The sequence below is a fragment of the Pseudomonas sp. Bout1 genome (assembly GCF_034314165.1).
Lineage (GTDB): Bacteria > Pseudomonadota > Gammaproteobacteria > Pseudomonadales > Pseudomonadaceae > Aquipseudomonas.
On the sequence record NZ_JAVIWK010000001.1, the window covers coordinates 1,364,076 to 1,378,758 of the forward strand.

The 14,683-nt window shown below is 60.0% G+C and carries 11 protein-coding genes; 8 read left to right on the top strand and 3 right to left on the bottom strand.

Annotated elements, in window-relative coordinates; all coding sequences use genetic code 11:
- The first annotated feature begins 99 nt into the window (after positions 1-99).
- Positions 100-1,005 (top strand): LysR family transcriptional regulator, encoded by a 906-nt coding sequence (locus tag RGV33_RS06145; protein WP_322143509.1) that lies wholly within the window; start codon positions 100-102, stop codon positions 1,003-1,005.
- Here the strand turns inward: RGV33_RS06145 and RGV33_RS06150 are convergent.
- Both RGV33_RS06150 and RGV33_RS06155 read right to left on the bottom strand, forming a co-directional pair.
- Positions 1,002-2,960: a hybrid sensor histidine kinase/response regulator gene (locus tag RGV33_RS06150; protein WP_322148625.1), complete on the bottom strand. Its 1,959-nt coding sequence runs from the start codon at positions 2,958-2,960 to the stop codon at positions 1,002-1,004. The genes RGV33_RS06145 and RGV33_RS06150 overlap by 4 nt on opposite strands.
- A gap of 136 nt (positions 2,961-3,096) precedes the next feature.
- The gene (locus RGV33_RS06155) at positions 3,097-3,717 is read right to left on the bottom strand and encodes a helix-turn-helix transcriptional regulator (RefSeq protein WP_322143510.1); all 621 of its coding nucleotides are present in this window, start codon (positions 3,715-3,717) and stop codon (positions 3,097-3,099) included.
- A 153-nt stretch (positions 3,718-3,870) separates the two neighbouring features.
- Between RGV33_RS06155 and RGV33_RS06160 the strand changes: the two genes are divergently transcribed.
- The 5 genes from RGV33_RS06160 to nadA all read left to right on the top strand — a co-directional run bounded on the left by RGV33_RS06160 (position 3,871) and on the right by nadA (position 9,596).
- Positions 3,871-4,863 carry a catalase family peroxidase gene (locus tag RGV33_RS06160; RefSeq protein ID WP_322143511.1) on the top strand — a complete coding sequence of 331 codons (993 nt, stop codon included), beginning with the start codon at positions 3,871-3,873 and terminating at the stop codon, positions 4,861-4,863.
- 26 nt (positions 4,864-4,889) lie between these two features.
- The gene (locus tag RGV33_RS06165; protein WP_322143512.1) at positions 4,890-5,120 is read left to right on the top strand and encodes a hexameric tyrosine-coordinated heme protein; all 231 of its coding nucleotides are present in this window, start codon (positions 4,890-4,892) and stop codon (positions 5,118-5,120) included.
- Positions 5,121-5,332: 212 nt separating this feature from the next.
- The gene (locus tag RGV33_RS06170) at positions 5,333-6,619 is read left to right on the top strand and encodes an OmpP1/FadL family transporter (RefSeq protein WP_322143513.1); all 1,287 of its coding nucleotides are present in this window, start codon (positions 5,333-5,335) and stop codon (positions 6,617-6,619) included.
- A 128-nt stretch (positions 6,620-6,747) separates the two neighbouring features.
- Positions 6,748-8,319, top strand: coding sequence for a lactate dehydrogenase (locus RGV33_RS06175; protein ID WP_322143514.1), 1,572 nt, complete (start codon positions 6,748-6,750; stop codon positions 8,317-8,319).
- A 218-nt stretch (positions 8,320-8,537) separates the two neighbouring features.
- Positions 8,538-9,596 (top strand): quinolinate synthase NadA, encoded by a 1,059-nt coding sequence (gene nadA, locus RGV33_RS06180; protein WP_322143515.1) that lies wholly within the window; start codon positions 8,538-8,540, stop codon positions 9,594-9,596.
- 102 nt (positions 9,597-9,698) lie between these two features.
- Here nadA and RGV33_RS06185 read toward each other — a convergent pair whose 3' ends face one another.
- Positions 9,699-10,334: a TetR/AcrR family transcriptional regulator gene (locus tag RGV33_RS06185; protein ID WP_322143516.1), complete on the bottom strand. Its 636-nt coding sequence runs from the start codon at positions 10,332-10,334 to the stop codon at positions 9,699-9,701.
- A 92-nt stretch (positions 10,335-10,426) separates the two neighbouring features.
- Here RGV33_RS06185 and RGV33_RS06190 point away from each other — a divergent pair, with 92 nt between their 5' ends.
- Complete coding sequence (locus tag RGV33_RS06190; protein ID WP_322143517.1) at positions 10,427-11,527, top strand: efflux RND transporter periplasmic adaptor subunit; 1,101 nt, start codon at positions 10,427-10,429, stop codon at positions 11,525-11,527.
- Positions 11,528-11,532: 5 nt separating this feature from the next.
- The gene (locus RGV33_RS06195) at positions 11,533-14,598 is read left to right on the top strand and encodes an efflux RND transporter permease subunit (RefSeq protein WP_322143518.1); all 3,066 of its coding nucleotides are present in this window, start codon (positions 11,533-11,535) and stop codon (positions 14,596-14,598) included.
- Positions 14,599-14,683 lie beyond the last annotated feature (85 nt).

A 14,683-nucleotide genomic window follows, 5' to 3' on the forward strand; every position in this document is an offset into this window, starting at 1 on the left:
TGCCCCGAGTGGAGAAAACGGTGGGGGGAAGGATAGACAAAGGCCTTTCATGGTAAAAACAACTTTTCCAACTTGAATCAAGTCGCAAATGGAATACTCATGAACCTTCGCACGTTGCTGGCCTTTGTCGAAGTGGTGCGCCAGGGCAGCTTCTCACAGGCGGCCGAGGTGGTGTCGCTCACCCAGTCTACCGTCAGCAAGGCGGTCAAGACTCTGGAAGATGAATTGGGTACGCCGCTGTTCAACCGCCTCGGCCACAAGAGCGAGCTGACGGCGGCCGGCGAAATTGCCTACCGTCGTGCTCTAGTGTTGCTGGCCGAGCGCAGTGACCTGGTGGCCGAGATCAATGATCTACTCGGGCTCAAGCGCGGTGTATTGCGCATTGGCTTGCCGCCGGTGGGCAGTGGCGTGTTGTTTGCGGCGATGTTCGCCCTGTACCGACAACGTTACCCCGAGATCGAGATCGAGCTGATCGAGCACGGCAGCAAGAAATTGGGCGAGTGCCTGGAGGCCGGGGAGGTGGATCTGGCCGCGCTGCTGGTACCGGTGGCGGGTGAGTTTGAATATCAGGATGTGCGCGTCGAGCCTTTGATGGTGGTGATGCCGATTGACCATCCTTTGGCCGGGCGCCAAAGCGTCGATTTTTCCGACCTCGCCGACTCGCCGTTCATTCTGTTCGAAGCCGGGTTTGCGCTTAACCGGATTATTCTCACGGCGTGCGAGCGCAGAGGCGTAGTCCCGCGTATCACGGCCCGCAGCGCCCAGATCGATTTTATCGTCGACCTGGTGGCCGCCGGCTTGGGCGTCGCATTTTTGCCGAGCATGCTGGCTTACAAACACCTGCATGCCGGCATCGCCCTGATCCAGTTGGACGAGCCCCAGACCGATTGGCACATCGCCCTGGCCTGGCGACGTCAGGCGCACCTGCCACCGGCGGCGCGGGCCTGGCTGGACCTGGCGCTGGAGATGGGCAACGTTCCAGAAGCGGCCCCGCCTGCGGTTTAGCCTTGTGCGATCAGGGACAGGCGGCTCTTGACGACTTTTTGCAGCAGCAATGCCAGCGCCTCGGTGGAGTAGGGCTTTTGCAACAGCACGAAACGGCTGGCCTCTTCCTGCGCGATACGGGCGTATTCGTCGTTGTAGCCGGTGGTGAGCACCACCGGCAGCCACGGGTACAGGGCCTCGATCGCGTCCAGCAACTCCAGGCCACTCATGCCGGGCATGGAGATGTCTGAGAACACCACCTGGAAGCTTTCCGGGTTGGGGGCCAGGGCTTCCAGCGCGCTGTTGGCATCCGGTACCCACAGCACGTTAAAGCCCATCTGTTCCAGGGTTTGCGAGGTGTACAGGCCAACATCGGCGTTGTCCTCGACCATCAACACACACAAGCTTGAGACGATCAGCGAAGGGCTGGTGTCTTGAAGTGCCGGCATGGCGCTTGGCTCGACCTTGGGCAGGTACAGGATAAACTGGCTGCCTTTGCCGCATTCGCTCTGCACCAGGATTTCACCGCCCGATTGCTTGGCGAAACCGTACACCTGGGACAAGCCCAACCCGGTGCCCTGGCCGATGCCCTTGGTGGTATAGAAGGGCTCAAAGATTGCGTCGAGTTTCTCCGGCGGGATACCCGCGCCGGTGTCGGCCAGTTCGATGGTCACGTAATCGGCGATGCGTACCGGGTGGGCGCGTACCGAGGGCAGCCAGTTGGCGGTTGACACGGTGATCGTCAAATGCCCGTTACCGGCCATAGCGTCTCGGGCGTTGACCACCATATTCACTAGCGCTGTGTCGAACTGGCTTTCATCGGCGTTGATAAAGCAGGCATCGTCGGGTACCTGAATGCTCACCTTGACCCGCGAACCGGTCAGGCTGTCCATCATCTCACCGACCCGCATCACACTTTCGCCGACGTTGAACACCTCCGGCCGCAGGGCCTGGCGGCGGGCGAAGGTCAGCAATTGGGCGGTCAGGCGAGCGGCGCGGTCGACCGTGCTGGCGATAGCTTCTACGTATTTGACGCGTCGCGTTTCGCTCAGGGTGGGCGGCTTTAGCAAGTCGGCACAGGACTTGATCACCGTGAGCAAGTTATTGAAGTCGTGTGCGACGCCGCCGGTGAGTTGGCCGATGGCTTCCAGTTTCTGTGACTGACGCAAGGCGTCTTCCGACAGACGCAAGGCCTCCTTGGCTTCTTCCTCGGCCTGGATGTCGCGGCCTACGGCGTGGATGTAGTCGCTGTCGGGCACGGCCGTCCAGGCAATCATGCGATAGCTGCCATCCTGATGACGGTAACGGTTCTTGAAGTTGGGGAAGTTCTTGCCATCCCCCAAACGGCTGACGGCCGAGGATGAGACGGCCAGGTCGTCGGGGTGAACCAGGGCCAGCAATTGGCTGCCTACCAGCTCGTTTTCTGCATGGCCGAGCATGCGCGTCCAGGCCGGGTTCACGGCGGAGATCACACCGTCGAGTTGCGCCACCAGCATCAGGTCCGGTGACAGGCGCCAGATACGGTCGCGGTCGCGGGTGCGTTCGATCACCCGTTGTTCCAGGGATTCGTTGAGCTTGCGCAGGGCTTCTTCGGCTTCGCGCAGGGGCGTGATGTCCCGGGAAACGCAAAGGATTTTTTCCGGGCGGCCGTCACTGCCCATGATCGGGCTGACATTCACGTGCCACCATTTCAGGTTGCCGGCCATGGTATTGGCAGCGCCGACGAAGCTGGCATTACGTCCATCCCGGGCAGCCTGCACGGCGGCCAGGGCGTCGAGATTGCCCTGGTCCTGCCAGAAGTCGGGCCACGGGCAGCCGCGAATTGCGTTGAAATCGCTGACCTCCATGATCTGCTTGCCACCTTCGCTCATGAAGGTCAGGCGTGCGTCGAGGTCCAGCACTTTGATGCAGTCATTGATGCTGGCAAGCACGCGCTCGGTGAAGGCGTCACTGTGGTTCAAGTCTGCGATGGACAAATCGCTCACGCCCGATGCGGGAGGGCTATCTGTTTCGGAACCCTTCCCGGCATTGCTATTCATTTGAGTGCGGCCGCGCGTATTGAATGACCATTATCATGTCATTGCAACACCTATACCACCAGCGACTTGATGCTTATTCAGCGGCGCCCTGACCTTGCTGGATAAAGTATTGGCAGATCAGTCGGTCTTCCCGCAGGCACTGTTCGCTGGCAGGAAAACCCGTGGCCTCGGAAAAGAACCCGGCCATGGCCCGGCATACGCATTGCTCCTCGCGCACTACGCTGCCCACCGGGCAGGTGAAATTGCGCACCATCACGCCACCTTCCTGAACCACCGCCTCGGTGCTGGCGCCCAGGGAATCGGCGGCCGCCATGGCAGCGCGCAGGCCGCTGTCGAAGTCCTTCGGGTTGGCCAGGCCAGCGCTTTGCGCCAGTTGGCGGCCGGTCTGCTCCAGCACGTCGCCCAATTCCTCGGCGGCGTAGCGGTCCTTGAGCACCGCGAGCAGGTTGGTCAGCAGAATTTGGTAGGCCGTGGAGGTAACGTCTTCGCTGCCGGGCGCTGCTTCGAACACCACCGGCGGTTTGCCCACGGTATTGGGCGGGCGGATCTTGCTGCGGCGCACAAGCCCTTCGGACTCCAGTTGCTTGAGCTGCACGATGACCGCATTACGGGTGACGGCAAGGTGTTCGCACAGCTGCACCACGGTCAGGGGTTCGCGTTGCAGAAGGTTGAGGATGTCGCTTTTGGTGCTCACGGCTGGCTGGGTTCGCTGGCTGGTTGGAGGGCCGAGTATACCGTTAACTGTTTTGAAAGCGGGATAAAAACAATAATAACAAAAGTTATTGTCGTAATTGTTTTTTGTCGATTAGAATCTGCCGGGATCACCCACCACCCTGCAGGTTTCACCATGAAAAAAACCACTCATTTACTCTTGGCCGTCCCTTTCTCGTTGGCCTTGATTGCCAGTGCGGCGGCCCAGGACGCACCGGCCCAGCCATCCACCCCAACCCAACTGGTTGATGCCTTGAACGGGGTGTTTGGCCAACATCCCGGTGCGCGCGCCGTGCACGCCAAGGGTGTGGTGCTGCAAGGGCAGTTCACCCCAAGCCCTTCGGCAGCCTCCATCAGCAAAGCGGTGCATTTGCAGACGAGCGCTGTGCCGGTGACGGTGCGGTTTTCCAACTTTGCCGGGATTCCGGATATTCCCGACAACCACGCCCTGGCCAGCCCGCGTGGCCTGGCGATTCGCTTCGCGCTGCCTGGCGGCGGTTCTACAGACATCGTCGCCCACTCGTTCAACGGCTTCCCGTCACCCACCGCCGACGACTTTCGTGACCTGTTGACCGCCCTCGGCACCAGCGGCCCCGACGTGCCCAAACCCACGCCGCTGGACGGTTACCTGGCCAGCCATCCGGTGGCCAAGGCGTTCCTCACGGCGCCCAAGCCGGCACCGGAAAGTTTCGCCACGCTGCCCTACTATGGAGTGAACACCTTCAGGTTCATCAACGAGGCGGGCAAGGTGACATTCGGTCGCTACCAATTTTTGCCGGTCAGCGGTGCTCATTACCTGACTGATGCAAAGGCTGCCAAGGCGCAGCCGGATTACCTGAGCGAGGAAATCTTGCAGCGCATCGCCAAGGCTCCAGCCCGTTTCAAGCTGGTGGTCCAGGTGGCCGAACCTGGCGACAAGTTGGACGACCCGTCCACCGCCTGGCCGAACAGCCGGCCGGTGGTCGAACTGGGTACCGTCGAAATCACCCGCGCGGTCGCCGATAACGTGGCCGCGCAAAAAAGCCTGATGTTCCTGCCCAACAACGTCCCGGCAGGCGTCGAGCCGCAAGACCCGATGATCAATGCACGTTCGGCCGCGTACCCGGTGTCCTTCGGGCGTCGGCAGTAAGCGATCAATAACAAGAGGAAACCCTGATGAGCCTGATACCCAACAATTCCCTGATCACCGAGACCCCTGAAGACGGGCGCCAACTGGCGATCAAGATGGCCCGCCTGGTGATCAAGGCCACCCAGCCCGACGACGCCGTGCGCAACCGACTGCGGGATGTATACGCCAACGACGCCGCGATGCTGATCAGCATTGGCCAAGTGGTGGCGACGGAGTTTGCGACCATCGCGGCGGCCAACAAATACTGGGTTCGCTGACGATAATGAAGGTGCGGCCAACACGCTGCACCTTCATGAAAACCCATCGGTCATATTCAGGTTTTCAGGTCTGAATACGTGCTGGAAAATCCGCCGAAGTCTTTGAAAACAGTGAGATTGTCGGACAATTTATTGCATGAAAAACTCTTCATAATTTGCCCGCTCGAACATTGGTAGCTTCCTCGTGCTGCCCAATAATTCGAGTTCTAATAATGAATAAAAAACTCTTCAAGAGCGCTTTGGCGCTGTCGATTTCGCTCGCCTCCACCTCCTTGTTTGCCGGTGGTTTTGCCCTCAATGAACAAAGCATCAGTTCAATGGGTACAGGCTACGCCGGGCGTTCCTCTTCCGCCGATGACGCCAGTACGGTGTACGGCAACCCGGCCGGCATGTCCCGCCTCAAGCAGAATGAAGTGAGCATCGGGGCGACCTACCTGGATGCCAGTTCGAATATCAAAAACGCCAGCTCCTCGCAATTTGGTGCCAACAACCCCGGCACCGACAAGGGCGACATGGTGCCGGGCATTGCTGTGCCGATGGGCTACCTCGTGACACCGATTGATGAACACTGGGCGTTCGGCCTGGGGATCTATGCGCCGTTCGGCCTGGAAACCGACTATGAGAACGCTTTCCAGGGCAACGGTTTTGGCAGTAAAAGCGTGATCAAGGTCGTCACCGTCCAGCCAACGGTCAGCTATGCCTTCAACGACAAGGTCTCGGTGGGCTTCGGGCCGACCTTCAACCGTATCTCGGGTGAGCTGGATTCCAACGTGCCGCTCGGTGGCGGCGCGGGTGAGCAGGTCAAGATCAAGGGTAACGACACCGCCACCGGTTTTAACGCCGGTATCCTGGTGCAACCTTTGGAAAGCACGCGTATCGGCGTGACCTATCACTCGCAAGTGGTCTACCACCTCACCGGCAAGACCAACGCTTCAGGCCTTGTGTCCGATGCGTTTGATGGCGGCCCACAGCGCTATGACGCGAGCCTGAACGTGACGACGCCATCGTCGGTGGACTTCTCCGTTACCCACCAATTGAATGATGACTGGACCTTGTACCTGGGCAGCACCTACACCCGCTGGAGCCAGTTGAAGAAGATCACCGTCAATAACGATGGCGTGTCGGCCCTGACCGCCCAGTTCGGCGGCTTGAACTCCATCACCGAACAGCAGAACTGGCACGACACCTGGTCCCATGCCATCGGCGCAGCGTATCGGGTCAACAAGCAACTGGTGCTGCGTACCGGGTTCTCGGTGGATCAGACACCTACCAACAACACCGACCGCTCCGTGCGAATTCCGACGGGTGACCGCACCGTCTTCAGCCTGGGTGCCGGGTGGACGCCAATCGAAAACGTGACCTTTGACGTTGCCTATTCCTACCTCAAGGAAGAGCCGATCAAGGTGCGCCAGAGCCAGCCAGCCCTGGGCCTGACCTACAACGCCAAGTATGAAAACAGTGCCAACGGTTTTGGTGGTTCGGTCACTTACCGCTTCTGATGCACTGAAAGAGGGCGAAGAGTCATTTTTCTGACATGGCTCTTTGCTATTAATTGTATCAATCGTGCTACCAAACCTTCCCTGTCTTGGTTAAATTAAGCGTAATCCAGCTCAAGACAGGGATCGTCATGACTACGCTTTCGCCGATCAGCTCGGCCATCGCCCTCGCCAATCGACCAGCCGTTACGCCGCCAGCCACGCTGTCGCCAGCAACGGATGTGACTGGCGTGCGTCCTTCCTCAGTGGTCAGCCTTGGCAATGTCACGTTAGACCTTCTCGCCCAAACCTATTCTCGCAACGGCCAGTTGCCTGGCCATGGGCCGATCAATGCGTGGGAAAGCGACAGCTACGATGCGGTGACCAAAGCAATCAACACGAATTTTTATGCGCTGCCCAGAGGCACAGGGTTCAGTGGCTTGGGCGCTACCCTGATCGAGCAATTTGCGAAGGGCGGTACGGACATTTCCCAGTCAGCGCTCAGTACCACCTCGTCCAAGCCCCAAAGCCCCACCGAACTCAAGGTTCAACAAGCGCTGCTGCACACCCAGGCAGACAACCTGGTCAGCCTTACCGTCAAGACGGCCAGCGGCAAGACCGTCACCTTCAGTTTGGCCAGCCAGGCCGGTGGCCTGGCCGCGCAGGCCAAGGTGGACGGAGGCACCCTCAGCGCCGCCGAGCTCAAGGAAATCGCCAAGTTGGGCGAGGCCTTCCAAGGCGCCGTCGACGGCATGAGCGCCCAGCCGCCGAAACTCGACTTGGGCAAGTTGACGCAGTTTGATTCCAGCGTGTTGTCCTCGGTGGATCTAAGCGGCAAATTGAAAGTAGGCAACGCCGACAACCTAACCCTGGCATTCCATGCGGACAGCCAGAGCCGCTCCACGCGCATGAGCAGCCCGGCGGGGGAGGTGAATCTCTCGGTAGACCTGAAAAATGCCGGCATCCTTGGCAACGCCAAGCAACAGGCCATCGCGCTGAAAAGCTACCTGGCCCAATTCGACAAGGCCCAGGCGCGTGGCAAGGCCGACGCTGACCTGATGGCGATGTTCAAGGATGCGTTTACCGCCATGAACAGCAACTACCCGCAGGGCGTCAAAGCGCCAGCGGCGCTGACCCGCAGCACGGCGGATCAAGGCTTGTTGACCGGCCTGGCAGACTTCAAGGCCTCCATCACCCAGGCCGCCAAATCGACTAACCCGGCTCGCCTGTCGGAAACCGACACGTTTGCCTATGAGGTTGCCCAGAAGACGCGTGTCGGCGGCAATGACATCTCCAACCGCACGATTGATCAGAGCCAGCAATCAAAGCTCAAGGCCAGTTTTCATTTGGGGCTCAATGGCGGGAAGGCACCGGCCCTGGACACCCGGCGTGAGTCGCAGAACTACCTCTATAAGCAGGTCGACGACAAGGCCAGCAGCTCGGCGAATATCACCTATAAGGATGGCTTCCTGACCAACGCCTCGGTGGACCAAAGCGCCAGCCAGAACACCCGTACGCAGCGCTACGAGATGGGGATGTTGGTTAAAGACACCGTGGTGCCAAACCAGGCCAGCAGCCATCGCGACTACCTGGTGTTGCTGGAGTATGCGGCGCGCGAAGGCGAGAAGGCCCAGGGTGCGGATGAAACCATCCTGAAGGATGCGCTGGCGAACATGCATCAGTGGGTGTTGCTGCAAGACGATCCGTCCGCTTTGCCTGGTTAAACCGTCGTTGTTAAAAAGGGAAACCCCTGGCCGGGTTTCCCTTTTTTATGCCTCGCCCAACCCCAGATTAGGCTTTTGAATCCATTCGATATTCTGTAGCCTTGCGCAGCTTCACCGTGCTTGATGAACACAATCACTTCGTCCGGCGGCGCCCGAAGGGCTCCAAAGCCGGTGGTACACTCGACTTTCGCGCAACTGCGCCTGCAGGTCTTGCGAACATGACGCAAATTTCCGAACGCCTTCTGGTCCAAGCCCATCTCGACGCCAAGCAGCCCAAGGTGCTGAGTGTCGAAGAAGAGGCGGGCTACCGTGCTGCCATCGCTGCCGAGCTCAAGGCTCAGGACGCGGTGCTGGTGGCGCACTTCTACTGCGACCCGGTGATTCAGGCCCTGGCCGAAGAAACCGGTGGCTGTGTCTCCGATTCCCTGGAAATGGCCCGCTTCGGCGCGGCGCACCCGGCCAAGACGGTGTTGGTAGCTGGCGTGCGTTTCATGGGGGAGACGGCCAAGATCCTCACGCCTGAAAAACGCATCCTGATGCCGACCCTGGAAGCCACGTGCTCCCTGGACCTTGGCTGCCCGGTGGATGAGTTCTCGGCGTTCTGTGATCAGCACCCCGAGCGCACCGTGGTGGTTTATGCCAATACGTCGGCGGCGGTGAAAGCCCGGGCTGACTGGGTGGTGACGTCCAGTTGCGCGCTGGAGATCGTCGAAAGCCTGATGGACAACGGTGAGACGATCATTTGGGGGCCCGACAAGCACCTGGGCACCTATATCCAGCGCCAGACAGGCGCAGACATGCTGCTGTGGGACGGTGCGTGCATCGTTCACGAGGAGTTCAAGTCCAAGCAGTTGGAGGACATGAAGGCACTGTATCCGGACGCGGCAATTCTGGTGCACCCGGAGTCGCCGACGTCGGTGATTGAGTTGGCGGATGCGGTGGGCTCTACCAGCCAACTGATCGCGGCGGCGCAGCGGTTGCCGAACACGACATTTATCGTGGCGACTGACCGGGGCATTTTTTACAAGATGCAGCAGCTGTGCCCGGATAAGGTTTTTATCGAGGCACCGACGGCCGGGAATGGGGCGGCGTGTCGCAGTTGTGCGCATTGCCCCTGGATGGCCATGAACACCCTGGAGCGCACGCTGCAATGTTTGCGTGAGGGGAGCAACGAGATTTTTGTTGAGCCTTCAGTGATTCCGCAGGCTGTCAGACCGCTCAAGCGAATGCTGGATTTTACTCAGGCTGCGCGGTTGAGGCTGGCGGGGAACGCTTGAGCTGGCTTTATTGAGTGCCTATCCATTGCTGCGGTAACGGCGACTTAGGGTTGTGCTGTAAGAGCGCAAACCCTATAGCCCTCATCCAACCCCTAGGGCTCATCAATCCCGATAAGCTCGCATAAACAACCCCACCACCTCCTGCACATGCTCCTCGGCCGCCTCGGCACTCAACTGCCCCCCGCACCCGTACAACAAACAAAAATTTGCCGTGCCCTTGAGCAGGCAGAAAAAATGTTCGGCGGCGGTGAACGGCTTGGGAATACTCAGTGCGCCACTTTGGTCGATCTTGCCCAACAGCCGCTCCATCCCCTGCAGCATGCGCATCGGGCCTGCCTCGAAAAAGATCTGTGACAACTTCGGGTCCTGGCTCCCCGACGTCATCATCAGCCGATGCAGGTTCACCGACTCCTCGCTGTTGATCAGCACGTGAAAGCCGCGCGCGATATTGAGCAGCACCTTCTCCACCGGCACGTCTGCCGGCAGTTCGAAATACATCACCGGTAACTGCTCTTCGCACTTGGCGACCACCGCCGCCGAGAACAGCGTCTCCTTGTCGGTGAAGTGGCTATACACGGTCAGCTTCGACACCCCGGCCTCCACGGCCACGGCATCCATGCTGGTGCTGGCATACCCATTACTCAAGAACAGGATTTTCGCCGCATCGAGTATTGCCTGGCGTTTTGCCATGTCCTTGGGACGCCCGGGGCTATTGGTGTTTACAGGATTGTCGGACATTTTCACTTTATTACTGGACTGGTGAGTTTGGTATTAATAACATACCGGCCAGTATAATTATTCCTAGCATCATTAGCGAAAGGTCCTTCAGCATGCGCAGCTATTTCCTGCCACTCGCGTTGCCTGCCAGCTTGGTATTCCTGTTGGCTGCCTGTGGCCATGAAGAAGCTGCACAAACCACCGTCCGCCCGGCCATGGTGGTGCAGCCAGAGCCTTCGGCGCAGGCTTCCGACAGCTACCCGGGCGAGGTGCGTGCGCGCTATGAGCCTGACCTGGCCTTTCGCATTGGCGGCAAAGTCACCCGACGACTGGTCGAGGAAGGCGAGCGCGTCAAGGCCAACCAGGCCTTGGCAGAACTCGATCCCCAGGACGTGCGCCTGCAACTGGAAGCCACCCGCGCCCAAGTCGGCGCCGCCGACGCCAACCTGAGCCTGGTGCGTGCCGAGCGTGACCGCTACAAAACCCTGATGGACCGTCAGATGGTCAGCCGTTCCCAGTACGACAATTCCGAAAACCTCTACCGTTCCGGTGAAGCTCGCCTCAAGCAGATCAAAGCCGAATTCGACGTGGCCAATAACCAGGCCGGTTACGCCGTGCTGCGCGCCCCGCAGGATGGCGTGGTCGCCAAGCGTGCGGTGGAAGTCGGCCAGGTGGTGTCTGCCGGCCAGACTGTCTTCACCTTGGCCACCGATGGCGAGCGGGAAGTATTGATCAGCTTGCCGGAGCAAAGCTTCGGGCGCTTCAAGATTGGCCAGCCGGTGTCTGTGGAGCTATGGAGCCAGCCCGACCAGCGCTTCAATGGCCGCATCCGCGAACTGTCGCCCGCTGCCGATCCAAAGTCGCGAACCTTCGCCGCCCGTGTTGCGTTTACCGGCGGCAAGGTGCCTGCGGAACTGGGGCAGAGCGCCCGGGTATTCATACAGGCGGATGGGGTGATTCCCCTCTCGGTACCGCTGTCTGCTCTGAGCGCGGAAAACGGTGCGTCCTACGTCTGGGTGGTGCAGCCCGACAATACCCTCAAGCGTACACCGGTGCGCATCGGGGCCTTTGGCGAGAAAACCGTGCCGGTGCTGGAAGGCTTGAACCCGACCGATTGGGTAATCGCCGCGGGTGTGCATGTACTCCATGAGGGCCAGCAAGTGCGCCCGGTGGACCGCGCCAACCGAGTGGTAGTCCTGGCGGCCAAGGAGTAGTCCCGATGGGTTTCAATCTTTCCGAATGGGCGTTGCGTAATCGCCAGATAGTACTGTTCCTGATGATCCTACTGGCAGTGGTTGGCACCTTGTCCTACACCAAGCTGGGACAAAGCGAAGACCCGCCGTTTACCTTCAAGGCCATGGTGATCAAAACCAACTGGCCGGGGGCGACCGCCCAGGAAGTCTCGCGCCAGGTTACCGAGCGTATTGAAAAAAAACTGATGGAGACCGGTGACTACGAGCGCATCGTGTCCTTCTCGCGCCCCGGCGAATCCCAGGTCACCTTCATGGCCCGGGACTCGATGCATTCCGCGCAGATCCCGGACCTCTGGTATCAGGTACGCAAGAAGATCAGCGATATCCGCCAGACCTTGCCACCGGATATCCAGGGCCCGTTTTTCAACGATGAATTCGGCACCACCTTCGGCAATATCTACGCCCTGACCGGCGACGGCTTTGACTACGCGGTGCTCAAGGACTATGCCGATCGCATCCAGATCCAGCTGCAACGGGTACCGGATGTGGGCAAGGTCGAACTGCTGGGGCTGCAGGACGAAAAAATCTGGATCGAGCTGTCCAACCTCAAGCTCGCCACCCTTGGCTTGCCGTTGGCAGCGGTGCAGCAGGCGCTGCAAGAACAAAACGCAGTGTCTACCGCAGGCTTCTTTGAAACCCCGAGCGAGCGCGTGCAGTTAAGGGTTTCCGGCAACTTCAAGACGGTTAAAGAGATTCGCGATTTCCCGATTCGCGTCGGTGATCGCACGTTCCGTATCGGTGACGTGGCCGAGATTCATCGCGGCTTCAACGATCCACCGGCGCCGCGCATGCGTTACATGGGCGACGATGCCATCGGCCTGGCCGTGGCCATGCGCGATGGCGGCGACATCCTGGTACTGGGCAAGGCCCTGGAAAGCGAATTCGCACGTCTGCAGAAGAACCTTCCTGCCGGCATGCAGCTGCGCAAAGTATCGGACCAACCAGCAGCGGTAAAAACCAGTGTCGGCGAATTCGTCCAGGTACTGGCCGAGGCCCTTGCGATTGTGTTGCTGGTGAGCTTTTTCTCACTGGGCGTGCGTACTGGCATGGTGGTCGCCCTGGCGATTCCGCTGGTGTTGGCCATGACCTTCGCCACCATGTACTACCTCGGCATCGGCCTGCACAAAATTTCCCTTGGCGCGTTGGTGCTCGCGCTCGGCTTGCTGGTAGACGACGCGATCATTGCCGTGGAAATGATGGCGATCAAAATGGAGCAGGGTTACGACCGCCTCAAGGCCGCCAGCTTCGCCTGGACCAGCACCGCGTTCCCGATGCTCACCGGCACGCTGATCACGGCGGCGGGCTTCCTGCCGATTGCCACGGCGCAATCGAGTACCGGCGAATACACCCGTTCGATCTTCCAGGTGGTGACCATCGCGCTGCTGGCCTCCTGGGTCGCGGCGGTGGTGTTCGTGCCGTACCTGGGGGAAAAACTCCTGCCGGACCTGGCGAAGATTCATGCGGCCAAGCATGGCCCCGACGGGCCGGATCCCTACGGCACGCCGTTCTATCAGCGCGTAAGACGTCTGGTGGAATGGTGCGTGCGTCGGCGCAAGACGGTAATTGTGCTGACGCTGCTGTTGTTTATCGGCTCGGTGGCACTGTTCCGCTTTGTGCCCCAGCAATTCTTCCCGGCTTCCGGGCGACTGGAACTGATGGTCGACCTGAAGCTGGCAGAAGGCGCGTCCCTGAGCAACACCGCAGACCAGGTCAAACGCCTGGAAGCGTTGCTCAAGGAACATGCGGGCATAGAAAACTACGTGGCGTATGTGGGGACGGGCTCGCCACGGTTTTACCTGCCGCTGGACCAGCAACTGCCCGCCGCCAGCTTCGCCCAATTTGTGGTGCTGGCCAAGACCATCGAGGAGCGTGAAAGCCTGCGCACCTGGCTGATCGAAACCCTTAACGAACAGTTCCCGGACTTGCGCTCGCGGGTCACGCGCCTTGAAAACGGGCCGCCGGTTGGTTACCCGGTGCAGTTCCGGGTGACGGGCGAGCACATCGAAGAAGTCCGCGCCCTGGCGCGCAAAGTGGCGGCCAGGGTTCGTGAAAATACCCACGTGGTCAATGTGCACCTGGACTGGGAAGAACCGAGCAAGGTCGTCTACCTCAACGTTGACCAGGACCGCGCCCGCGCCCTTGGTGTGAGCACCGCCAACCTGTCGAAATTCCTCCAGAGCTCCCTGACCGGTTCCAGCGTCAGCCAATACCGCGAGGACAACGAGTTGATCGAAATCCTGCTGCGCGGCACGGTGCATGAACGCACCGAGTTATCGCTGCTGCCAAGCCTGGCAGTGCCGACCGATAACGGCAAAAGCGTGGCGCTGTCGCAGATCGCGACCCTGGAGTACGGCTTTGAAGAGGGCATTATCTGGCACCGTAATCGCCTGCCGACCGTGACCGTGCGCGCCGATATCTACGGCAAGGAACAACCTGCAACCCTGGTGGAGCAGATCCTGCCGACCCTTGAAGGCGTGCGTGCCGAACTGCCGGACGGTTACCTGCTGGAAGTCGGCGGCACCGTAGAAGACTCCGCGCGTGGACAAAATTCGGTGAAGGCCGGTGTGCCGCTGTTTATCGTGGTAGTGCTGACGTTACTGATGCTGCAACTGCGCAGTTTCTCACGCACGGCGATGGTCTTTCTTACAGCACCATTGGGGTTGATCGGGGTGACGCTGTTCTTGCTGGTGTTCCGCCAACCCTTTGGGTTCGTGGCAATGCTGGGGACCATCGCGCTGTCGGGGATGATCATGCGCAACTCGGTGATCCTGGTGGACCAGATCGAGCAGGACATCAAGGCCGGGTTGGCGCCGTGGCAGGCGATTATCGAGGCCACGGTGCGGCGCTTCCGGCCGATTGTGTTGACGGCGCTGGCGGCGGTATTGGCGATGATCCCGTTGTCACGCAGTGTGTTCTTCGGGCCGATGGCCGTGGCCATCATGGGCGGCTTGATTGTGGCGACGGCGCTGACGCTGTTGTTCCTGCCAGCGTTGTATGCAGCGTGGTTCCGGGTCAGGAAGGACGCGGCTTAACATGTGGATGCAAACGGCTTGCTTCCATTGGGAACGTTTGCAGGTATCACTCCACTCAGATTTGCCTGATTGACAGGCAAGGTGT